This is a genomic window from Bacillus sp. CCB-MMP212 (genome assembly GCF_022748145.1).
Classification (GTDB): Bacteria; Bacillota; Bacilli; order Bacillales; family Bacillaceae_G; genus Bacillus_A; species Bacillus_A cereus.
Genome location: NZ_JALDQE010000012.1, coordinates 92,280 through 116,384, shown reverse-complemented (window position 1 = coordinate 116,384; position 24,105 = coordinate 92,280). Strand labels below are relative to the sequence as shown.

Below are 24,105 nucleotides of genomic sequence, written 5' to 3'. Positions count from 1 at the left end.
TTTGAAAAAAGGGAAAGAGAATCAATACTCCATCCCCTTCTTTTCCCTATCTACTATTCACATTCGTACTTGTAAATCTCCTTACCATATCCTCTATCAATTAGTAAAAGTTCATTTGGATATAGTGTCTTATGTTCCATTCCTACTTCATCCTCTGTTATAAACATCCCATCAATAATCATTCCAACTACTTGTGATTCTTTCGCTACAAAGACAGATTTCGAACCTTTCTTCGCTATAAACGTAACGGATTGCACTGTTTTTCTTTCTGCTCTAAATGGGATACCAAAATAATGGTTCCACCATTTATTTCGAAGTAATTCTGGTTCAGATTGATATAGCCAATCTTTCGCTACCTCTTGATCCCATTCATAATACAGTAGTGCTTTCCGGTGAAATCTTGGCCGAACAATCCATCCTAAAACAATGATTCCTACTACTAGTAGTAATAAAGTGATAGGAATGACAAACTTAAAAATAAGCGCATATTTTTCATAAAACGGAGCATCTTGAATATGGAATGTTATGTTTTTCTTTACTTCTTGTAATTTTGAATCCTGCATTACGATGGTAGCTTCTACGGTGCCGGTATCTGTAAAATTAAATGTGTCGGAGTAATAGGGACGAGGATAAACATAGATCTGATTTCCATGTTGCTTTATTTCATAATTGATTGATTGTTTAGATGTGATACCAGTAGATTTTAATAGTTTTTTTACAGCTTCTTCTGTCATCGGCTTACCATCTAACTGTGGCTGCAAAACAAATGGTTTACTATTCTCTAAATTTGTCACTTTTTCTTCATAATCTTTTGTAACAGTTTGAAGTGATAATTTTGGTTTCTCAGCTGTTTCAATTTTAAATTCTTTCGTCTGTCTATAAAACCCCTTTATATTCATATGAACTTTCCCGCGTACTAACCCTTTACCAAGCTTAGTTTCGTAATAAAACACATGCCTCTTATCGTCCCACTTCATCGGATATTGTTTTCCGTCTATTTCTACTTCTGCCTGAAAGTAAGAAGACTGAACTGGCAACTCCGTAGGCTTTGCTTCAATAACAGCAGTAACACCTTCGTACATTTCCTCTACATTTTTTTGACTACTATCATCTTTGTCATAAGTAGAAACCGTATAATTAAGCGCCGGTTCAACTAGTACTTGTAGTCCTTCTTTCTCAATGTCCTGGTCCACTTCTATCGTATAAGTTCCTGGTTTAATAACTTCCTGATTTTCCGTACTTATATGAACTATATTTCCGAACAATTTTGCTTCTCCTGGTGCATGTATGGAAAAAGAAGATTGTAATTGTAATGGTTTAGAAATTTGTGTGACCTGATAATCAGGCAGAGAAGGCGATTGTCGTACAAGCGTCATACGCTTTAATGGAAACGGTGTTGTAATCTCTACTCTTTTCCCCACTACTTTCGTTTTTACAATCGATTCAACAGAGGAGAATGGATCACGATTTGCAACTAATGCTGCCACTTGATTTACACTTTTTACAATGCCATCTTCTCCGCTTGACGGCATAGTAACACCATTTATCTCTTTCTTCCATATTTCTTTGAACGTGTTTAATTGTTCTTTTTCTTGTTGTCCTAAATCTTCTTCCATCGTAATTAAGACTGGGTGTAACGATATCTTTTTTGCATCCATTTCTTTCTTAAACTGGGCTAATTTCTGCAAAATTTGTTCTTTTCCGCCAACCTTATCTTTCTCTAAATCATTAAATGCCCCGTCAGTTAATACAATAAGCCAAAATTCACGTTTTCCATCTATATCTGCTTCCTTTTTTATAGATTGCATCGCCGTTTCTACCGCGCTAAATGGAGTATTTAAATACGTTTTCCACGCTCCAATCCCCTCAATTTCTGTTTGCCTTTTATCCTTCGTTAACGAAATGTTTAATGGATCATTCGGCTTACTCATTGGAACGTAAGAAAATTTATCTTTTTCATCTAATAGCGCAACTAAACTTTGCAAAGCATAATTGGCATATTTCCAGCGATCGTTATTTCTCATGCTGCCCGAATCGTCATATACAAGTGAAACGACCCTTTCCTTTGCCTCCTCTCCTTTTGCAAAAGCTGATAAAGGTAAACATATAAATAGAAACAACATGAACGTGGCACAAATTCGGATTTTCATGATGAGGCTTCGCCACCTTTGTAGACAAATTCCTATGTTTAAATTTATGAGAGGAAACAAGATATATGACTTGTATTTTAGGACAACTAACCCACCATAACTTTATTATGTAAACAGATTATACACTTGGTAATATTCCTTCTAGCATTCTCTATCCAATTATATAAGTAAAAAAGCCTGTTTAAGCTCCACGCTTAAAACAGACTTTTCCTACTTTTTATTTTAAAAACACATAACAAAAAGTTTGATTTTTAACTTAACACATCACTTCTATTGTAAATCCACCAGGTGCTTCAACGTAAAACGTATACGCATGGACATGCTTGGGAGGCTCCACCAAAAATCCATCTTCCTTCAATCTTTGATTTATCTTATCTACTTGTTCTTCACTTTCTTGTGGAAATCCTACATGAAATGTTTTTGGATACTGAACTTCTTTTCCTTTCATTAAAGTTAGTATAAATCCATCATTATCACGCATAACTGCAAAGGCATTCCCCCTTGTTCCACTACAAATTAAACCAAAATACCTCTCTAAAAACTCTCTAGATGCTGTTACATCTGTAACTGTTAAATTAAGATGTTTAATTCCCAATCCCCCACCTCATTTCTCAATTTTCTAACATTTTATCATACAAATAAAAAACACGCTTTTCACAGCGTGTTTCATTGCTTTACATACACTTCAACAATCGGATTCTCTTTATTATCCGCATGCAAGCGTATATTCGCTTCACTTGTATTATAAATACTAGCTAATAACATTATCGTTAACACATTAGGTATCTTCGCATCACTTCCGTATTTTCTCTCAAGCCCTTCCTTATATTCAAAATCTAAATCCCCCTGCACATATGTATACACTTCAAAACCATCTTCTAAATTGCAAACTACTGTATCAATAATATCTGCCCCTACTTGCTTCTTCATTTCCTCTCGCAACGCTTCAATAAATTCTTCCCACGGTACTTCGTATGTCTGAAACTGATCTGTAGATTTCATGCCTTTTCCTCCTTATATATCCTCTTCTTATATTTCCCCTTTCCTATAACAATTATGATAGATAGGACATTCGTACAAGCCGCACTTGTCCCCCTTACATATCGTATTACTGTAATGCGGAAGGAGGAAAGAACATGCATAGACAAAAATGTTATGATACATGCCGACGTTATTTTGGAAAAGTTGTTCGGATTGTAGACCGTGATGGCCGTATACATTTAGGTAAAATAATTGATTTGACACAAAACTCTGTATGGATCGAACCGGTGCAACAGCGCTCATCTTTTGATTCAGGATTCGGATACTATGATGCTTATGCAAACGGTGGTTGTGACCTTTGCGGCGGCCTTAGCAGATGTGATAGTTGCGGATTTGGATGCGGTGGTGGATTCAGCAGTTGCGGATGTGGTGGCCGTGGTTGCGGTAGTTGTGGTGGCGGCGGTTGTGGCTGGGGTGTTGAACTCGGATTTGGTTTCATCTTCGGAATTACATTAGCTGCATTATTTTTCATTTAACATAGTAAAGAGTTGGCTACCTTTAGCCAACTCTTTTTCTTTATTTTTCACATATAAAAATACGATGCCCTAAAATGTGTTGGTACATAAGCCGTACATTTTCATGCTGTACCCACGCCTCATATAACTCATTCGGAATATGTGAGGATACATTCCACTCTGGCTCTTCTACATAGCCAGAGATCGTTTCTGCAATCGTGCCACCGCCAGCAATTGTAATTCTTTTAAAATTTGCTTTCTGAAATAATTGTACCCACTCATTCTCAGTTAATAGTTCTTTCATGCCATATAATTGGGCGATTTTTTCTTCCTCACCCTTATCAATGTGCCTATCAATAATCATTTCAATGACAACAAGCTTACCGTCCTGCTGTAATACACGGTAACACTCCGAGATAACCCTTTCTTTCTCTGTAAAAGCGATGATTGATTCTCCAAGTACGAACTCAAATGAGTTATTCAAACAAGGTAATTGCTCTACACTTCCTTCAATTAATTGTATATCTAACCCTTCAAACAACCATCTATCTTTTGCCTTTTGAATCATAATTTCATTCTTTTCAACAGTTGTTACTTTATAACCAAATTCCCTTTTCATATATGCCGCTGTTTTTCCCGTACCGCAACCTATTTCAAGGACATTCGCTCCATATTTAAAAGGCAGTTGTGCTAACAATTGTTTTGTTAACGTAAAACCACCAGGATGAGCACTTCCTATTCCGTAATAAGCTAGGAAATCGATGTATGTGTTTCGCTTCATAGGACTCTCCTTCAAGTTTTCTATAATACATATATTCATCCTCAAAAAAATAGTGCACAGAAAAAAAGCATTTTCAAGTACAATGTTGCAACTTGAAAACGCTTTTTTCTTTTACTATTTCTCTTCTACATACGCCCATTTGAAACTATATTCCGGACTAATATTATGTTTTACAATTCCCTTTACATTTGGTTTCATAACATACGATCTACCACTTTGATATAAAGGTACGAGCGCTACATCTTCTTCAAGTAACAGTTTTTCTGCTTTCCCTAGCTCTGTCCAACGTTTTTTTGCATCAGCCATCCATTCCGTCTTACTTTTATTAATAATGTCATCATATTTTGAATTTGAATAGCTCATCTGATTCTGTGAATTTTTCGTTTCAAACATATCAAGATATGTCATTGGATCCGCATAATCTGGATTCCAGCCGCCATATGAGAAATCATAATCTTGGTCTGATTCTAATTTTAGTTTTTGCTTAAATGGCTGAAGTTTAATATTTACTGTTACACCCTTTAAATTCTTTTCAATTTGATCTTTTACATACTCCCCAACCTTTTTCGCATTACCAGTATCATAATTTAATAGCTCTATTGTCACTTGATCTTTTCCAAGTTCTTTTTTCGCAGCTTCCCAGGCTGCTGCTGCCTTTTTAGAGTCTTGTTTTAAACCATTTTTAAACGTTTCTGCGAAATCTTTACCATCTGGTCCAGCTGCTAAACCTTTTGGTACTAAATAATCCACTGGTTTTGAACCATCATTTAAAATGACATTCGTTAAAGCTTTCTTATCGATTGATAATGCAATTGCTTCACGTAATTTTTTACTCTTTAACGGTGTATCTTGCCCACCACGTTTTTGATTTAGACGCAAGTAAAACGTACTTGTTTCTGAATATGCACCAAACTCTTCTTTATTATTTCTATACTTATCAACAAATTCACCTGATAAAAGTGTAAAATCAATCGCACCTGTATCATATAAATTTACTCTTGTAGCTGGTTCTTTTACTACACTATAGTTGATTTCTTCTAGTTTTACAGTCTTTTTATCCCAATACTGATCATTTTTCTTTAATTTCCAACCTTGTTCATGCTTCCAATCAGTAAGTACAAACGGTCCATTATAAACTGTCGTATCAGACTCTAAACCGTATTTATCTCCTTTTTCTTTTACGAACTTTTCATTTAATGGATAGTATGACGCGAATGCCATTAAATTTAAGAAATATGGTACTGGCCTCTCTAGTTCAACTTCCAGCGTATAATCATCTACCGCTTTTACACCTAATGTAGAAACTTCTGCTTTCCCTTGATTTATTGCCTCTGCATTTTTAAGATAGTAAGCAATAAACGCATACTCAGCAGCTGTTTTTGGATCTACTAGACGTTGCCATGCAAATACGAAATCTTTCGCTGTTACAGGATCACCGTTTGACCATTTTGCATCTTTTCGTAATTTGAATGTATATTTTTTGCCATCCTCGCTTTTCGTACTAGATTCTGCCGCCGCTGGAATTGGCTTGTTATCTTTATCTAGACGATATAACCCTTCCATCGTGTTTCCTAAAATTTGAGAACCTAACGTATCTGTATTTTTAGAAGTATCCATCGTCGGAATTTCATTCGTTTCTGTACGATTCATTACTTGCTGTGCCGCATATTTAATATCGGATTTTTTCTCTTCCCCGCCACTATTAGACGTCGTAGTCGTTTTCTTCTCCCCACCAGAAGATCCAGAACATGCTGTTAACGCCACACTCATTGCTAATACTGGCGCTACAACCGCCGTAAACTTTTTCATCTTTTTCTTCATTCTTGTACCCTCCCCAATTATATGTACGAAACTAACTTTGAGAGATTTCTAATTTAAATTATCAGAAAATTATTACTAATTATTATTCTACTAATTTTCCTCGGATTGTAAAGTATTTTTAAAAATATTCATAATAATTAATTTATTTAATTCGATAACAATCTATTACTACTATACGAATTCTCCCACATCTACTATATGTAAGTACCACTTTTCTTATTCTTCTCTATTTAATTTAATAGTAAAAGAGCGTTCTAAAAGTCATTTATCTACCTTTAAAACGCTCTTTTTTATTATTTCCCTTCCGTTACATAAGCCCACTTAAAGCTATATTCTGGACTGATGTTATGTTTCACAATTCCTTTAACATTCGGTTTCATTACATACGCTCTACCTGTTTGATATAAAGGAATTAATCCTGCATCTTCTTCAAGGAACAATTTCTCTGCTTTTCCTAACGTTTCCCAACGCTTCTTCGGATCAGACAATAATTCATTACCTGCTTTCGCTACCATTTCATCGTATTTTGGATTCGAATAACTCATTTGGTTATATGGGCTCTTCGATTCAAACATATCAATAAACGTCATTGGATCCGAATAATCTGGGCTCCAGCCTGCAAATGAAACTTCATAATCTTGCGCTGACTCTAATTTCAGTTTTTGTTTGAACGGCTGAATTTTCGTGTTAACCGTTACACCTTTTAAGTTTTTCTCAATTTGATCTTTAAAATAGTCAGCAATTTTTTTCGCAGTTCCATCATCATAGCTTAGTAGTTCAATTGTCACTTGATCTTTTCCAAGTTCTTTTTTCGCTGCTTCCCAAGCTGCTGCACCTTTTTTCGGATCATATTTTAGACCATTTTTAAATGTATCTTGGTAATCTTTACCGTCAGGCCCTGTCGCAAGCCCTTTTGGTACTAATTGATCTGTTGCTTTTGAACCGTTATTTAAAATAACGTTCGCTAAACCTTTTTTATCAATTGATAATGCGATTGCTTCACGTAGTTTTTTGCTCTTTAACGGTGTATCTTGTCCGTTACGCTTTTGATTTAAACGTAAGAAGAATGTACTTGCTTCTGAATACTCACCGTACTCCTCTTTGTTCGATTTATATTTATCAACAAATTCTCCTGATAATAGTGTAAAATCAATTGATCCTGTATCATATAAGTTTACTTTCGTCGCAACTTCTTTTACTACACTATAGTTAATTTCTTCTAATTTCACAGTCTTTTTATCCCAATACTGATCATTTTTCTTTAATTGCCATCCTTGTTCATGTTTCCATGACGCCATAACGAACGGTCCGTTATACAACGTTGTATCTGCTTCTAAACCGAACTTATCTCCTTTTTCTTTTACGAACTTTTCATTTAAAGGATAGTACGATGGGAATGCCATTAAATTCAAGAAATACGGTACTGGCTTTTCTAATTCTACTTCTAGTGTATAATCATCTACCGCTTTTGCTCCTAAATCTGTTAGAGGTTTTTCACCTTTATTAATTGCTTCTGCATTTTTAATATAGAAAGCGATAAACGCATATTCTGCAGCTGTATTTTTATCGAGTAAGCGCTGCCATCCGTATACGAAATCTTTCGCTGTTACAGGATCACCGTTTGACCATTTTGCATCTTTACGTAGTTTAAATGTATATTTTTTGCCATCCTCGCTTTTCGTACTAGATTCTGCCACAGCTGGGATTGGCTTATTATCTTTATCTAATCGATATAAACCTTCCATTGTGTTCCCTAAAATTTGAGAACCTAATGTATCAGTAGATTTTGAAACATCCATCGTCGGAATTTCTTGATTTTCTGTACGATTTAATACTTGTTTCGCTGCATATTTAATTTCAGCTTTTTTCTCTTCCCCACCACCACTAGACGTCGTAGTTGATTTCTTCTCCCCACCAGATCCAGAACACGCTGTCAACGCCATACTCATTGCTAAAACTGGCGCTACAACCGCCGTGAACTTTTTCATCTTTTTCTTCATTTTTGTACCCTCCCCAATTATATGTACGAAACCATTTTTGATAGACTTTCTAATAACTAGTTATCAGAAAATTCTTATTAATTAATATTCTACTAATTTTTCCGCTTTTGTAAAGTTATTTTTAAAATATTCTAAAAATTATTTTTTTATTATAGTAAAACGTATTTTTTACAATTGTCATGATACAAATTCTTCCTTACATCTATCGATTTATTTACATGTAATCTCATAATAAAAAGAGCATTCCAAAAGTAAATAGTCTACTTTTGGAATGCTCTATCATTTATCTTTCTATTGTACGAGTTTCTCACTACAAAATAAGCTAAGAAACTTGTATACATCCACTTAAAGATAACATTACTGTTTAAAAATTATTTTCCATCTTTTTCAGTCATATATGCCCACTTGAAGCTATACTCTGGACTGATGTTATGGTGAACGATACCTTTTGCATTTGGTTTTTGAACATATGCATCACCACGTTGGTATAAAGGTACAAGCGCTACATCTTGCTCAAGAAGTAATTTCTCAGCTTTTCCTAGCTCTTCCCAACGTTTCTTCGCGTCACCCATTAATTCTCCGCCAGCTTTTTTGATCATATCATCATACTTCGAATCAGCGAAGCTCATTTGGTTATGAGAATGATTAGACTGGAACATATCTAAGAATGTCATTGGGTCAGCGTAGTCAGGTCCCCAACCAGCAAATGATAAATCATAATCTTGCTCTGTTTCTAATTTTAACTTTTGTTTGAATGGCTGAAGTTTAATATTAACTGTTACACCTTTTAAGTTTTTCTCGATCTGGTCTTTTACATATTCTCCAACTTTTTTCGCATTACCAGTATCATAGTTTAATAGCTCAATTGTAACTTGGTCTTTTCCAAGTTCTTTTTTCGCTTCATTCCATGCAGCTGCTGCTTTTTTCGCATCTGGCTTAATACCATTTTTAAATGTTTCTTGGAAATCTTTACCATCCGGTCCGGTTGCTAATCCTTTTGGTACTAAGAAGTCCGCAGGTTTAGATCCATCATTTAAAATTACATTTGATAGATTTTTCTTATCAATAGAAAGCGCGATTGCTTCACGTAATTTTTGGCTCTTTAACGGTGTATCTTGTCCGCCACGTTTTTGGTTCAGACGTAAGAAGTATGTGCTTACTTGTGAATATGTGCCAAACTCTTCTTTATTATTTCTATACTTATCAACGAATTCACCTGATAGAAGTGCAAAATCAATTGCATTTGTATCATATAAATTTACTCTTGTAGCTACTTCTTTTACTACACTATAGTTAATTTCATCTAGTTTTACAGTCTTTTTATCCCAATATTGGTCGTTTTTCTTTAATTTCCAACCTTGCTCATGCTTCCAATCAGTAAGAACGAACGGTCCGTTATATACTGTTGTATCAGACTCTAAACCATATTTATCTCCTTTTTCCTTCACGAACTTCTCATTTAATGGATAGTACGATGGGAACGCTACTAAGTTTAAGAAGTATGGTACTGCTTGTTCTAACTCAACTTCAAGCGTATAGTCATCTACCGCTTTTACTCCTAGCTCTGCTACAGGTTTTTCACCTTTATTCACCGCTTCCGCATTTTTAATTGGAAATGCAATAAATGCATACTCAGCAGCTGTTTTTGGATCTAATAAGCGTTGCCATGCATATGCAAAATCTTTCGCTGTTACAGGATCACCATTTGACCATTTTGCATCTTTACGTAGTTTAAATGTATATTTTTTACCATCCTCACTCTTCGTGCTTGATTCTGCAGCAGCTGGGATTGGTTTGTTATCTTTATCTAATCGATATAAACCTTCCATTGTGTTCCCTAAAATTTGAGAACCTAATGTATCTGTATTTTTAGAAGTATCCATTGTTGGAATCTCATTTGTTTCAGTACGATTTAGTACTTGTTTTGCTGCTAATTTTCCTTCTGATTTACTATCTCCACCAGAGCTAGAATTTGTGCTTGTCTTCTTATCTCCACCTGATGTAGAACATGCTGTTAATGCCATACTCATTGCTAAAACTGGTACTACAACCGCTGTTAGTTTTTTCATTTTTTTCTTTTTCACTTTCTGTACCCTCCCTAATTCTTAACGCTCTCATTTAAGAATTTTCTGATAATTCTGTTTTTCTTTATATATTTATCAGAAGATTCTTATTAACTATTATTCTACTAATTTTTTGAGTTTTGTAAAGTGTTATTATTGAAAATTTTTAAAAAATTATTTTTTTACAGTAATATTCATAAAAATTCCTTAACCTTTCAAAACACTATACCTCATGGAATTCTATGTATTGATTTAATAGTCTTTATATCCCTTCACTATAAAAAAACTTGTAAATTATTGTTAATAAATAATGTATATCGTAACAAACCTCTTTTCTACAAAAATAAAAAAGCAGACATTTCGTCTGCTTTAATTCTCCTCAATTTGCTTTTCACTTAACCCTAGATGTGTTCTAAGAGTATTACTCAAACTCTGTAGATCTTTTTTATTAGGGTTATAATAATATACACGTTGCCCGTTTGGGCCATTAGGTAAGTATAAATCATCACCAGCTAATTGTATTTTTTCAACTGAACCGTTTAAACCGTATTTATAAAAAGATAAAATATCATCCATTACTAAATTTGTTTTAAAATCACTATCAACCGCCTCAACTATTTTTTCTAGCTTCGTAATCGATCCTACACTTTTTAATTTACTTAAAATCGCTTCAATAACAAGTTGTTGGCGCTGTCCTCTCATTGCATCACTATCAATATGGCGCGTTCTTGCTAGTGCAAGTGCTTCTTCCCCATTTAATTTTTTTAATCCTTTTTTCAAATGAATCGCATCAGGTTCATCTTTACTATTTTGCTCCGTAAATTCAACCGGGACATCCACTTCAATACCATCTAACCCATCAACAATTTTAGTAAAGGAACCAAAATTAAATTTCACAAAATAATCAACGGGCACCTGTAACAATTTTTCTACCGCTTCCACAGAAGCTTGCGGTCCTCCATCTCTACCATTTTTAACGAAACCACTTCCATATGCATGGGTTATTTTATCTTTTTTCTTTTCAACTGGAACATATGTATATGTATCACGCGGTATGCTCGTTAATTTCACTGTTTTATCGTCTTTATTAAAAGTCGCTAACAATAATGCATCTGTATGAAATGCACCATTATATTCCTTTTGTCGTTCTTGATTTTCATCAATTCCCATAATTAAAAGTGAAACATGATTTGCAATTGGCTTTACAGATTTCTCACGTAAATTGGATTTTTCACCTCGTGCTAAATTCAAATTAGATTTTTGTACAAGACTAGAAGTTTTCATATATACATAGGCTCCATAGCCAATTCCACCAAATAGTAATACCGCCAGTAGTAAACTTATTATCGTTTTCTTTTTATATTTTTGCTTATTTTTCTCTTCTCTTAAAGATGAATGATTACCCATTTACTCTCCTCCTGTTTCTATTCATCCAATATGTTTTTCATTTTTTCATATTTAGCGCTATCCTTTTGAAACATACTTTCTTTCAATCCCTTATCTATTTGTATCCATTCAGTCGTAACTGAATATTGAATCAAGCCTTCTTGAAAACTAAGAAATTTCAACATAATCCCTGTATTTTTCTCCACAACCATTTCGAATTTCCCTCTTAAATCTTCAGAGGTGCTAACAGGCATCTCTATGTTTATAACTCCTTCAATTTTGTAACAATCTAATCCAAGATATTTCGTTTCTTTATAATTCCAATCTTTATATCGAATTAATAAATCTGCGAATTCTGATTGAATACTATATTTAGCTAGCCCTACATATTCATCATCATATCTCTTTTTCTCATCTGATTTTCTCACTAACCTTTCCGTAGGGTTTAATTTTAATAGTTCATTGTTTCTTTCTTTCGGGTTCCATTTTGTCTCTTTATAGGTATACTTCTCATCATCAAATTCTTTTTTCTTCCCCTCGTTATATATAATTGTTCGTTTTTTGGCTAGTTTATCTTCTTTCGAAGAGATACCTCTTTGTTTCTCCGTATCAATCGCATACTTATATGTTGTAGCAATTCTTGATGAGCTAGAATATTCCTCAAATTGTCCTGAAATATTTTTAAAATAATCAATAGAATCTATCATTTTTTGATGAATCTTTTCTTTATCTGGATAATGTACATTCGATTTTATTTCTTCTTCATTTTCATAATCAGAAAACGCTTTTTTCTTTACATATTCAAATACTCCACCATTTTGTGCAAAACTTTGTATAGAAAACTCAGACATAGATACCACTGAAAGTATACAAACCGCTGCACTAATTATCATCATATGAATTTTGTAACTCTTCTTTTTTACCTTAAGATTATGTAGCGTGCTATTAATCTTTTCATTTAACTCTGGAGGTACTATAACATTTTCATCTTTTATTCTCTTTTTTAATTTCTCATCAAATAATTTTTCATTATCCACCCTTTACACCCCCTATTCCATCTTTAATCGTTTTTGTAGTTGTTCCCTTGCGCGTGACAATCTGGATTTCACTGTTCCTTTTGGTACTTCTAAAAGCTTTGCTATACTCTCTTGATTCATATCTTCATAGTAATAAAGCACCGTAACAGCTCTTAATTCTTCATGTAACGATTGAATTGCATTACATAAATCTATATCTTCATACTGATCACACGCACTCATATTGTAATCATTCTCTTCTATTGCAATTACCTTTTTATACGCTCTAATAATATTGTTACACTCATTCATTAGAATTCGAATTAACCAAGTTTGAAAAAACTCTTCTTTTTTTAGTTTTTTTATATTTTCATAGGCTTTTAAAATTGTTGTCTGTATCGCATCCTCTATATTTGTCTCATCACGTAACATAGCCTTTGCAATCCGATACATCTTCACTTTTTCTGTATGTATAAGCGCCATAAACGCTTCATGATCACCTTTTTTCGCTAAAGAAACATCTGTTTCTTCTTTTACAATCATTTTATATAAAGGGATTACTTTCACAATTGCTCCTCCTGTTTCATCCTCACTTCATCACTTCAAATTTAACTTTACATGTATTAGACGTAGGAGCCTAGGAAAAGGTTCATTTTTTTGAATATTTTTGTAAATCAAAAGATAAATATCCTTTATAAGTGTTATGCGCTAAACATACTAGTTTAAATTTACAAATCAAAAAAGCCCACTTTTTCAGTGGACTTTCTACTTTACAACGGTAAATCCCTCTTCTTAAACACTACAATTGCTACTATGAAAATACAAAGTGCTCCAGCAGTTAAACCTATACTTACAGGCCATATATTATACGTTCCTTCAGCAATTTCTTTCGGACGAAACAGCGTGAATAATGATAGGTTTTTCATCCATTCTAACTTATCACTTAACTTCCCTACCATATCCAATACGAAAAATAGGATAGTTAAACTCGCTGAATAACTTAGTGCTTTTCTTTCGTCATTACATATACAAGAAAAGAAAAATGAATACGCACTAACGACTAAAAATATGAGACCTCCGACTATATTTATCTTCAAAAATAATTCTTTATTTAAGTTATTATCTTGTAAAAACCATTCTGCACCTACTAACCCAGCTACATACGTAACAGATACAATAATCAGAAGTCCCAATATGAGAACAGTAGCTTGTGTAATAGCAATTTGCACTCTAGATACAGGTGTTGCTAGCAAGTATGCCATTGCTCCTTTATCTACATGACGAGCAATTAAATGTGTCGCAACTGTTACGCAAAAAATTGTTAAAATGATAATAAACAATAGACTATAGTATTCGCCCGCTAGAAAATCCATTACGTTTTGAATCGGACTTTCCATACCAACGATTTTTTTCACACTATCAGGCATGGCAGCTATTAATTCATTTAGCCCTTTCGCTGATACCATTGACGGGAATATCCAAATTAATAACCACAAATATAAAGCCGCACCGCACGCATAACTCAAAATACTTTTTTGTGTTTCTTTCAAACTAGCTAAAAACAATTGCTTATTCATGCGTTACCCCTTCTTTCTTATCGTAATAATGCATAAATAAATGTTCTAAATCCATCGCTCTCGTTTGAAGTGCCGTTACATTATAGTTTGAAAGTGTTTGTAAAACAGTTTGATAGTTTCCTTGTACAATGATAGATGCCTCTCTACCTTTTACCGCTTCAAATTGCAAATTACACTTTATAAGGGACTCAATCTCTTCTTGTGATGATACTGTTACATCTATCACCTGTCTTCTCATACTTTGTAAATCGTGAATATTTTCAACCGTTACGAGTCGACCATCTTTAATAATAGCTACTCTGTCACAAGTTCTCTCAATTTCAGTAAAAATATGTGATGACATTAGGATTGTTTTTCCTCTTTGCTTTTCCTCTAATATTAAATCTATAAACACTTGTTGCATAAGTGGATCAAGTCCAGATGTTGGTTCATCTAAAATTAACACCTCTGGATCGTGCATAAATGCAGCGACTATCCCTACTTTTTGCTTCATTCCTTTAGACATTTTGCGAATCGGTGTTTTCACATCAAATTGCAGACGCTCTATCAGTTCATCTCGTCTTTTCGTATCCTTTAATCCACGCATTCCCTGCATTAATTTTAAAAACTCTAATCCGTTCATTCCTTCAATAAAAGAAATTTCACCCGGTAAATAACCAACTTCCCTTTGAATTTTCGCTGCTTCATTCCAACAATCTAATCCAAAAATTGTCGCTTTACCAGCTGTCGGTTTTATAAATCCCATTAAATTACGAATCGTCGTTGATTTTCCGGCACCATTCGGTCCTAAATAACCAAATACTTCTCCCTCTTTTACATCAAATGTAATATGAAACAAACCTTTTCCATTCGAAAACTGTTTTGTGACATCTTGAACTGAAATCATAATTCCACCTCATTTTTTGAAATATTGAATATGTGATATTTCAAAATTATTGTACTCCTCATCTTCCATATTCGCAACAACTTTTTGAAATATTTATTAGTCCATATTTCAAAATTATTGTTTTCCATTATTTTTTCTTGTATATTTTAAGTGAGGTGATTGCATTGAACGGCTTTGAAAGAGTAAAAGAAAAGAAAAAGCGTGCCATTAAAGAAGCAGCATTCGTATTATTTTCAAAACGCGGATTTAATGAAGTGAAAATAGAACATATCGCAAAAGAAGCAAACGTTTCTCAAGTTACAATTTATAATCATTTCGGAAGTAAAGATGCGTTATTTAGGGAGCTTATACAAGAATTTATCATATCTGAATTTCAATATTATAAAGAGCTTGCAGAAGAAAAATTACCTTTTCATGATATGATGCAAAAAATGATTGTAAGAAAAATGAATACTGGCGGGTTATTTCAACCTGATATGTTACTGCAAATGATGCAAAGGGACGAAGAACTCCGTAAGTTTATTTATAGTTATCAAAATGAAAAAATCCTGCCCTGGTATTTAGAAATATTAGAACAAGCTCAGCGCAAAAACGAAATTAATCCACACCTTACTAAAGAAATGATGTTACTTTACATTCAAATGTTTACTAAATTAGGTGATGATTTTGGGGCACAACTTCTTGAAGGAGATCGCGAAAAACATATACAAGATATCGTTACGATGTTCTTTTATGGACTCTCCGTCCCAGAAAAATAATTTTTCTAAAGAACAAATAGAATCACCAAAAAGCCCTTTGGATATTTAAATCGCAAGGGCTTTTTCATATCAAAAAATGACTAAAACTAACTTTATCTTAAAAAAGTTAAATGCTGCTTTATAGATAACACCTTATTATAGATTAACTCTTTTAGCATAACAGGCTGAATTGAGATAATCGTTTCACCGAAATTCAGAAAGTAATTTGAAATAAAATCAAATTCTTGCTTGTTAAAATAGCCTGTTATAATGTAATTTTCATTTTCCTTTTGCATCCTCATGGAAGGATAATTCTCTTTATCAAAAATATCCTTTCCTTTTTGATTAACAATGACGCTAAAATCAATTGCATCAGGCTTTCTGTGAAAAGTAGTAAGATAACTTAATAATTCTTCAAGATTTTTTGGATTAATATTGCTCGTTTCCACAATAGAAAGAATTTTATCACATCTAATTATTTGAACATTATTTGTCTCAAAATTAAAGATTTTAGCATACCACTGGCCAAATTTAGATTCTAATCGAATAAATTGGGCAACCAATGCTTGCTCCTCAACTTTTTTTAAATATGTTAAATGATAAACTCGCTCAGCAAAAATTCCCTGTAAAATTTCTTTTAAGAACGGACTAAAATTACTATGATTTGTTACTTCAAAGGAAAGCGTTCGTTCCATGATTGAAATATTTTTACTCACATTATCAGGTAATACATGTTTAAATTTATTTTCAAGCGCAATACTTTCTACATTAAATGGTTTTGTCTTGTATCCATTTAGCGTAAGAATTGAAAAGTATAACGCATACATTTCATCCACACTAAAATAAATTGGCGATAACACACTATTTTCTATAATTTTATAACTTCCATTTCTACCTAGTTCAGAATATATGGGTACACCTATTTCTTCCAATGATTGAATATCTCGCAACGCGGTACTTTTAGAAATATCATATCTAGCCATTAAATCTTTTAAATTAAAATATCTTTTATTATTTAAGAAAATAAGCATGTCATTTATTCGTTCAGTTTTTTTCATATTTCCCTCCCAAAAAGGTATCATGTATTGAAACCTTTTTAATCTATATTATAATTATCAACTAATAAAGGAGTTATATATTTATGACATTAGAAGTAGCTATTTTTCTTTCAATGAACGGGCAAGCAAAGAAGGCGATTAACTTTTATACACGTAATTTAGAAGCCAAAAAATTAATGATTGTTACGTATGAAGAACTGGCGAAAAGAGATAGTTCTTTTAAAATTACAAGTGAAAATAAAGCTCATATTGCTCACTCTGTTTTACAAATTGGGAATACAAAGCTAATGATAGCGGAAGATACAATGAAGCTTAATGAACTTTATAACGCTGGAAATAACATGTCACTTTGCATTCAAAGCGCTAATTTAGAAGAGATACAAACGTTTTATAATAATTTAATTTCCGATGAGCATGTGAAAATAATCTCTCCGCTAGAAAAAAATATATTTAGTGAAGCATATGGTATTATTGAAGATCCTTATGGCATACAAATCCAATTAATGTATGATAAACGACTAAACTAAATAATTAATCATATTCACATATTCCTAATAAAAAAGACACGAATTTCGTGTCTTTTTTATTTTATAGAAATGACTCTACCCTTTTCACTACTTTCAATCGCTAATTGAATCAATTTAATAACATCTAAACCTTCTTTTGCTGTTACAGGTAGTTTCTCACCATTTAATATACTATCTCGTACACCTTTATAATAATTGTCATAACAACCGACTTCTGTTGGAATACGCTCTAGGCTTTCTTCTGTTTCTAACGTAGCAAAATTCTCTTCATCGTCTACCCCATAACCGTTATCGCCTGGCTTCATTCCATTTTTTAATTGCTCTTCTTGCGAATCCATACCGTACTTCACGATAGAACCTTTCTCTCCATGCACTATAAAATGTGGTCCAGCTTTTTTCACATAACTGCTGCTACGTAAAATGACACGTTTAACTCCGTAATGCAGTACTATGTGGAAATAATCATCCACCTCTGCACCTGGTCGTTGTTTTATTACATCTGCACTTATCGCATCTGGTTTCCCAAATATTGATAACGCTTGGTCAATTAAATGCGATCCTAAATCGTATAATATACCGGAGCCTGGTAGATTTTTTTCTCTCCATCGATCACGTACATGTGGACGGAAACGATCAAAATTCGATTCATATGCGTATACATTCCCTACTCTGTTTTCTCCTAACAATTTCTTAATTGTTAAGAAATCATTATCAAAACGACGATTATGATATACGCTTAACATTACATTATGCTGCTCTGCTAATGTAATAAGCTCTTCCCCTTCTTCAATTGAAACAACAAATGGTTTTTCTACAACAACATGCTTACCGTTTAAAATTGCTTCTTTTACATATGGAAAATGAGTTGTATTAGGTGATGTAATAACAACTAAGTCAACATCAGCTCGCTTCACCAATTCATCAATTGTACTAACAACATTAGCGTTTGGTAATGTTTCTTTTACTACCTCTTCTTTTGAGGATAATACAGCACGAATATCATATTCTTCTATTGTTTGTAATAGTGGGATATGAAATGTCGTACTAGAAAAACCAAATCCTACAATCCCTACACCTATTTTTTTCATGTTGCCCCTCCATTTGTCCCGCTTTAACGGGCAGTAAGATTCCTAACTCAAAATTTAGCGAAAGCTAAGAAATTAGGTGAGGAATCAACTGCTCGTTAAAGCCCGATTGGTTCAACTAATAATCAGTGAGGATGAAGAAAATCCCCATTGATTAAAGTTTCACTTTATGAGAACGATTTCATTCAGTTATTATAACAAGATTATTATTATTTACATAATAAATTGCCTAGAAAAAAGCATCTTGCTACTATTCATAGCAAGATGCTTTTTTACTCCGGTCGTTTTTTCGTCCACGTTTCTACTACTTCACCAGTATCATTAACATCTAACACTAGGCTACCATTACTATACCGGTCTTTATTTCGATACGCTTTCGGATCAATCTCTTCTACAATATTTTTCTCTGTCTTCATGTAAACTAATTCATCGTCCCGAACAATTTCAATACCGACAATGCGATACGGATTACGTTTTAACTCTTTGAAAATAACAAGACCTCGCTTCGCCCTCGTTGATTTCTCAATTTCTGATGCTTTTAGACGTTTTACAGCACCACGCTGCGTTACGAGAATAAGTTGATCTTTATCACCATTTAACGGTTTACCAGAAGCGACATAGTCATCTTCTTTTAAATTAATTGCTTTCACACCAGCAGCTCTTACACCGACTGGACTTACTTCATCTTCATGGAAAATAAGTGCATATGCACCATGTGTAGCAAGAACGATATCACTCGTTCCATCTGTCGCAAATATATCGACAACTTCATCATCTTTTTTCAAGTTTACAGCAACGAATGCCCTTGAATAACGCTGAACTTTATATTGATTTAATTCTGTTTTCTTTATCATACCATTTCGTGTTACAAATACGATAAATCGTTTTTCTTCCTCAAAGTTCGGTACAACCGTTGCCCAAATGATCGTTTCATCTCGGTCGAGTGAAACGATATTTGCAACGTGCTGACCTAAATCTTTCCAACGAATATCTGGCATTTCGTATACTGGAAGATATATATAGTTCCCTTTACTTGTGAATAAAAGAACTGTTTCAGTCGTATTCGTATCGAATCGTTCAAGTAAGATGTCACCCTCTTTCATACCGAAGTCTTTGCCGTTTGATGCATTATGTGAGCGCCATCCAGTACGTTTCACATATCCTTCTTTCGTTACAGTAACGATGACATCTTCTTGTGGAATCATCACTTCTACGTCTATTTTAATTTCTTCAATTTGTTCTTCAATAATAGCACGGCGATCATCACTATATGTTTTCTTAACTCTCTTCAAATCAGTTTTAATGACTTGAAGTAATCTTTTTTCACTTTGTAAAATTGACTGTAGCTCTAGAATTTTCTTATTAAGCTCATCTGCTTCTTCTTGTAACGCCGTAATGTCTGTATTCGTTAAGCGATATAATTGCAAGGAAACAATTGCTTCCGCCTGTGCTTCTGTAAAGCCAAATTTTGCACTTAAATTATCTTTCGCATTACGTTTATCTTTTGAAGCTCGAATTGTCTCGATTACTTGATCTAAAATCGATAATGCTTTCTTTAAACCTTCTACAATATGTTGACGATTTTCTGCTTTTCTTAATTCATATTGCGAACGTCTCGTAATAACCTCTTTTTGATGTCCAATATAAGCATCCAAAATTTTTGGTAATGTCATAAGTGTTGGACGACGATTATTAATCGCTACCATATTAAAGTTATATGGAATTTGTAAATCTGTATTTTTATATAAATAATTTAAAATACCTTCGGCGTTTGCTTCTTTCTTTAATTCAACAACAATTCGTAAACCAGTACGATCTGTCTCATCACGCACTTCAGCAATACCATCTAACTTTTTATCTAGACGTAATTCATCCATTTTCTTTACAAGGTTTGCCTTATTCACTTCGTAAGGAATTTCAGTGATTACAATTTGTTGTTTCCCACCGCGCACTGTTTCAACTTCTGCTTTTCCACGAATAATAATTTTACCTTTACCTGTTTCATACGCCTTTTTAATACCATCAATCCCTTGAATAATACCGCCTGTTGGGAAATCTGGTCCTTTCATAACTGTTAATAAATCATCAACAGTACTATTTGGCTTATCAATACGCATCATTGTAGCATCAATAACTTCTCCAAGATGATGCGGAGGAATTTCTGTTGCATAACCAGCGGAAATCCCTGTAGATCCGTTCACTAATAAATTCGGGAACGCTGCTGGTAATACAACTGGTTCTTCACTCGTATCATCAAAGTTTGACACGAATTCAACTGTTTCTTTATCAAGATCACGTAATAATTCAGATGCGATTGGTGATAAACGAGCTTCCGTATAACGCATTGCTGCCGCTGGGTCCCCATCAACACTACCGTTATTACCATGCATTTCAACTAAAACATTACGTACTTTCCAAGTTTGGCTTAAGCGTACCATTGCTTCATATACAGAGGAATCTCCATGTGGATGATAATTACCGATAACATTACCTACTGTTTTAGCTGATTTACGAAACGCTTTATCATGTACATTACCTTCTACATACATAGAATATAAAATACGTCTTTGTACTGGCTTTAAGCCATCACGTGCATCTGGAAGTGCACGATCTTGAATAATATATTTACTATAACGTGCAAAGCGATCACCTAACACGTCTTCAAGCGGGAGGTCATGAAACTTCTCTGCTTGCATGTTATTCCACCTCCGTCTCCATAATCATTTCATTTTCTAAAATATTTCCTTCTTCTTGCATACCAAACTGTACATTACGTTCAATCCATTTACGGCGCGGTTCTACTTTATCGCCCATTAATGTTGTAACGCGACGCTCTGCTCTTGCTGCATCATCAATTTTCACGCGAATTAATGTACGCGTTTCAGGATTCATTGTTGTTTCCCATAATTGATCCGCATTCATTTCACCAAGCCCTTTATAACGTTGTAACATATAGCCTTTTCCAACTTTTTTCGTTACACCGTCTAATTCCTCGTCTGACCAAGCGTATTCAATTACTTCACTCTTACCTTTTCCTTTACTTACTTTGTATAAAGGAGGGAGTGCGATAAACACTTTACCCGCTTCGATAAGTGGCTTCATATATCTGTAGAAGAACGTTAATAACAATACTTGAATATGAGCTCCATCCGTATCGGCATCGGTCATAATTACAACTTTATCGTAGTTAATATCTTCAACATCAAATTCATTTCCTACACCGCCGCCAATCGCATAAATGATTGTATTAATCTCTTCATTTTTAAAGATATCAGCAAGCTTTGCTTTCTCTGTATTAATTACTTTACCACGTAATGGTAATACGGCCTGGAAACGACGGTCTCGTCCTTGTTTCGCTGAACCACCAGCAGAGTCACCCTCTACTAAATACAATTCATTTTTCTGAGGATTACGTGATTGTGCAGGTGTTAACTTCCCGCTTAACGTACCTTCTGATTTTTTCTTCTTCTTACCACTACGTGCTTCTTCTCTCGCTTTACGAGCAGCCTCACGTGCTTGCGCTGCTTTAACTGCCTTTCTCACAAGAAGTGTAGCTACATCCGGGTTTTCCTCTAAAAAGTAAGCTAAATGCTCTGATACAATGGCATCAATAGAAGAACGAGCTTCACTTGTACCAAGTTTCCCTTTCGTTTGTCCTTCAAACTGAAGTACTTCTTCTGGTACACGTACAGAAACGATAGCCGCTACACCTTCACGAATATCTGTACCTTCTAAATTTTTATCTTTTTCTTTTAATAATGAAACTTTACGAGCATACTCATTGAACACACGCGTCATTGCTGTTTTAAATCCAGCTTCGTGTGTTCCACCATCTTTTGTACGTACGTTATTTACAAACGAAAGAATATTTTCTGAGTAACCATCATTAAACTGGAATGCTAGTTCTGCTTCAATCCCGTTTTGTTCACCAGTGAAGTATACAACCGGGTGAATTGAATCTTTTTCTTCGTTTAAATATGAAACGAAAGCTTCAATTCCTGTTTCATAATGAAATACATCCTCTAAATCATTACGTTCGTCTTTTATCGAGATTTTCATTCCTTTTAATAAGAATGCAGATTCACGTAATCTCTCACATAATGTTTCATAATTATAATTTGTCGTGCTGAAAATCGTTGTATCTGGTTTGAAGTGCATTGTCGTACCAGACTCTTTTGTTTTCCCGATTTTCTCTAACGTCGTTGCAGGAACGCCACCATTTTCAAAGCGTTGTTCATAAATGTTACCATCACGTTTAATTGTTACTACTAACCATTCTGACAAAGCGTTTACAACTGATGCCCCAACACCGTGTAAACCACCACTCGTTTTATAGCCACCTTGACCAAACTTACCACCTGCATGAAGTACAGTTAAAATAACTTCAGGTGTAGGTTTCCCAAGTTTATGCATTCCCGTAGGCATTCCTCGCCCTTTATCTATAACGCTAATACTATTATCTTTATGTATTACGACTGAAATTTCGTCGCCAAATCCCGCTAACGCTTCGTCAACGGAGTTATCTACTATTTCATATACTAAATGATGCAATCCACGGCTATCCGTACTCCCGATATACATACCCGGGCGTTTTCGAACGGCTTCAAGTCCTTCTAACACTTGAATCGCATCTTCATTATATTGGAACTGATGCTTCGCCAAACTCCTTGCCCCTTTCCTAATCCAAAATCAGAACATATGTTTCTATTATAGAATAACGCCTCGACTATAGTTTTGGCAAGTTATCTTATCTCTTTTATATACCATCTTCAATAGAAAAATCCTTGTTTTCTCACAAGGATTCCTCTAGGCTACTATTTCAGAAAAATAATCGTTTGTCAACGAGAAATGGATATGTATTCCAAGATTACACATTCCAAACCTTTATTATGATCCAAATGATCAAGATCCAAAATGGGATTACAAATAACAATCCCCAAAAACAGCCTTTAAAAAATCTCATGATGAACACCTCGTTCATCGGCCCTACTTATCTATAATGAGAGCTGAATCAATCTTTCTACTTTTAAATCTATACTATTTTGTCATCGCATGTTCTACTTTAATACAACGATCCATTATTACAGTATAGTCTTTTTCTTTTAAAAGTTTATATGTATCTTCATCTTGTACTCCTAATTGTGCCCAAAAAACATCTGCATCAATCTCTACAAATTCTTTTGCAACATCCATTAAAAACTCTGAGCGACGAAATACATTTACTATGTCAACGTGTTCCTTAATATCCTTTAGTGAAGAAACTGCCTTTTCTCCAAGCACCTCATCTACTGTTGGATTAACTGGAATAATACGGTATCCAGCATCTTGCATTGCTTTTGAAACCATATACGATGTACGTTCTGGCTTATCTGATAATCCAACAACCGCAATTGTTTTGCTTCTCTTTAACACTTCACCAATTTCCGTACGAGTTGGGTTTTCAATTGTCATAATTAATCCCTCCTATTCCTTTAGTATAGCCGATAAAGAAAGTCTCTTTCAATATGAAAGAGACTTTCTTT

At 34.1% G+C, this 24,105-nt stretch carries 20 protein-coding genes; 3 read left to right on the top strand and 17 right to left on the bottom strand.

Annotation, left to right across the window (positions count from 1 at the left end):
• Positions 1-53 precede the first annotated feature (53 nt).
• The 3 genes from MRP26_RS25675 to MRP26_RS25665 form a co-directional block, all read right to left on the bottom strand.
• Positions 54-2,150 (bottom strand): vWA domain-containing protein, encoded by a 2,097-nt coding sequence (locus tag MRP26_RS25675; RefSeq protein ID WP_071731383.1) that lies wholly within the window; start codon positions 2,148-2,150, stop codon positions 54-56.
• Positions 2,151-2,406: 256 nt separating this feature from the next.
• Positions 2,407-2,745 (bottom strand): VOC family protein, encoded by a 339-nt coding sequence (locus MRP26_RS25670; RefSeq protein ID WP_000511528.1) that lies wholly within the window; start codon positions 2,743-2,745, stop codon positions 2,407-2,409.
• Between the two features lie 71 nt (positions 2,746-2,816).
• Positions 2,817-3,152 (bottom strand): hypothetical protein, encoded by a 336-nt coding sequence (locus MRP26_RS25665; RefSeq protein WP_000842905.1) that lies wholly within the window; start codon positions 3,150-3,152, stop codon positions 2,817-2,819.
• Positions 3,153-3,286: 134 nt separating this feature from the next.
• Here MRP26_RS25665 and MRP26_RS25660 point away from each other — a divergent pair, with 134 nt between their 5' ends.
• A complete protein-coding gene (locus MRP26_RS25660; RefSeq protein WP_242807055.1) occupies positions 3,287-3,667 on the top strand; it encodes a hypothetical protein in 381 nt (126 codons plus the stop codon).
• Between the two features lie 40 nt (positions 3,668-3,707).
• Here MRP26_RS25660 and MRP26_RS25655 read toward each other — a convergent pair whose 3' ends face one another.
• The 9 genes from MRP26_RS25655 to MRP26_RS25615 form a co-directional block, all read right to left on the bottom strand.
• Positions 3,708-4,427 carry a class I SAM-dependent methyltransferase gene (locus MRP26_RS25655; RefSeq protein ID WP_197241262.1) on the bottom strand — a complete coding sequence of 240 codons (720 nt, stop codon included), beginning with the start codon at positions 4,425-4,427 and terminating at the stop codon, positions 3,708-3,710.
• Positions 4,428-4,541: 114 nt separating this feature from the next.
• Positions 4,542-6,248 (bottom strand): peptide ABC transporter substrate-binding protein, encoded by a 1,707-nt coding sequence (locus MRP26_RS25650; RefSeq protein WP_053563837.1) that lies wholly within the window; start codon positions 6,246-6,248, stop codon positions 4,542-4,544.
• Between the two features lie 293 nt (positions 6,249-6,541).
• Complete coding sequence (locus MRP26_RS25645) at positions 6,542-8,248, bottom strand: peptide ABC transporter substrate-binding protein (protein WP_000728442.1); 1,707 nt, start codon at positions 8,246-8,248, stop codon at positions 6,542-6,544.
• 371 nt (positions 8,249-8,619) lie between these two features.
• The gene (locus MRP26_RS25640; protein ID WP_000727535.1) at positions 8,620-10,332 is read right to left on the bottom strand and encodes a peptide ABC transporter substrate-binding protein; all 1,713 of its coding nucleotides are present in this window, start codon (positions 10,330-10,332) and stop codon (positions 8,620-8,622) included.
• Positions 10,333-10,680: 348 nt separating this feature from the next.
• Positions 10,681-11,718: an LCP family protein gene (locus tag MRP26_RS25635; RefSeq protein WP_197241261.1), complete on the bottom strand. Its 1,038-nt coding sequence runs from the start codon at positions 11,716-11,718 to the stop codon at positions 10,681-10,683.
• 17 nt (positions 11,719-11,735) lie between these two features.
• Entirely contained in the window at positions 11,736-12,734 is a 999-nt protein-coding gene (locus MRP26_RS25630; RefSeq protein WP_197241260.1) for an anti-sigma factor, read from the bottom strand.
• A gap of 12 nt (positions 12,735-12,746) precedes the next feature.
• Positions 12,747-13,280, bottom strand: a complete 534-nt coding sequence (locus MRP26_RS25625) for a sigma-70 family RNA polymerase sigma factor (protein WP_000864740.1) — start codon at positions 13,278-13,280, stop codon at positions 12,747-12,749.
• Positions 13,281-13,483: 203 nt separating this feature from the next.
• Positions 13,484-14,290 carry an ABC transporter permease subunit gene (locus MRP26_RS25620; RefSeq protein WP_242807054.1) on the bottom strand — a complete coding sequence of 269 codons (807 nt, stop codon included), beginning with the start codon at positions 14,288-14,290 and terminating at the stop codon, positions 13,484-13,486.
• Positions 14,283-15,176: an ABC transporter ATP-binding protein gene (locus MRP26_RS25615; RefSeq protein WP_023522720.1), complete on the bottom strand. Its 894-nt coding sequence runs from the start codon at positions 15,174-15,176 to the stop codon at positions 14,283-14,285. The genes MRP26_RS25620 and MRP26_RS25615 overlap by 8 nt, the downstream gene beginning before the upstream one ends.
• Positions 15,177-15,331: 155 nt before the next feature.
• Between MRP26_RS25615 and MRP26_RS25610 the strand changes: the two genes are divergently transcribed.
• The gene (locus MRP26_RS25610; RefSeq protein ID WP_197241293.1) at positions 15,332-15,934 is read left to right on the top strand and encodes a TetR/AcrR family transcriptional regulator; all 603 of its coding nucleotides are present in this window, start codon (positions 15,332-15,334) and stop codon (positions 15,932-15,934) included.
• 92 nt (positions 15,935-16,026) lie between these two features.
• Here the strand turns inward: MRP26_RS25610 and MRP26_RS25605 are convergent, their stop codons facing one another.
• Positions 16,027-16,995, bottom strand: coding sequence for a helix-turn-helix transcriptional regulator (locus tag MRP26_RS25605; protein WP_197241257.1), 969 nt, complete (start codon positions 16,993-16,995; stop codon positions 16,027-16,029).
• A 59-nt stretch (positions 16,996-17,054) separates the two neighbouring features.
• Between MRP26_RS25605 and MRP26_RS25600 the strand changes: the two genes are divergently transcribed.
• Entirely contained in the window at positions 17,055-17,498 is a 444-nt protein-coding gene (locus MRP26_RS25600) for a VOC family protein (RefSeq protein ID WP_242807053.1), read from the top strand.
• 56 nt (positions 17,499-17,554) lie between these two features.
• On the opposite strand, the gene MRP26_RS25595 is transcribed toward MRP26_RS25600, so the two are convergent.
• From MRP26_RS25595 to MRP26_RS25580, 4 genes are all read right to left on the bottom strand, one after another.
• On the bottom strand, positions 17,555-18,586 hold the full coding sequence (locus MRP26_RS25595) for an oxidoreductase (RefSeq protein ID WP_095690391.1): 1,032 nt from the start codon (positions 18,584-18,586) through the stop codon (positions 17,555-17,557).
• 269 nt (positions 18,587-18,855) lie between these two features.
• Positions 18,856-21,279: a DNA topoisomerase IV subunit A gene (gene parC / locus MRP26_RS25590; protein WP_001147467.1), complete on the bottom strand. Its 2,424-nt coding sequence runs from the start codon at positions 21,277-21,279 to the stop codon at positions 18,856-18,858.
• A gap of 1 nt (position 21,280) precedes the next feature.
• A complete protein-coding gene (parE, locus tag MRP26_RS25585) occupies positions 21,281-23,245 on the bottom strand; it encodes a DNA topoisomerase IV subunit B (RefSeq protein WP_001062198.1) in 1,965 nt (654 codons plus the stop codon).
• A 375-nt stretch (positions 23,246-23,620) separates the two neighbouring features.
• A complete protein-coding gene (locus MRP26_RS25580) occupies positions 23,621-24,034 on the bottom strand; it encodes a CoA-binding protein (RefSeq protein WP_000151397.1) in 414 nt (137 codons plus the stop codon).
• Positions 24,035-24,105 lie beyond the last annotated feature (71 nt).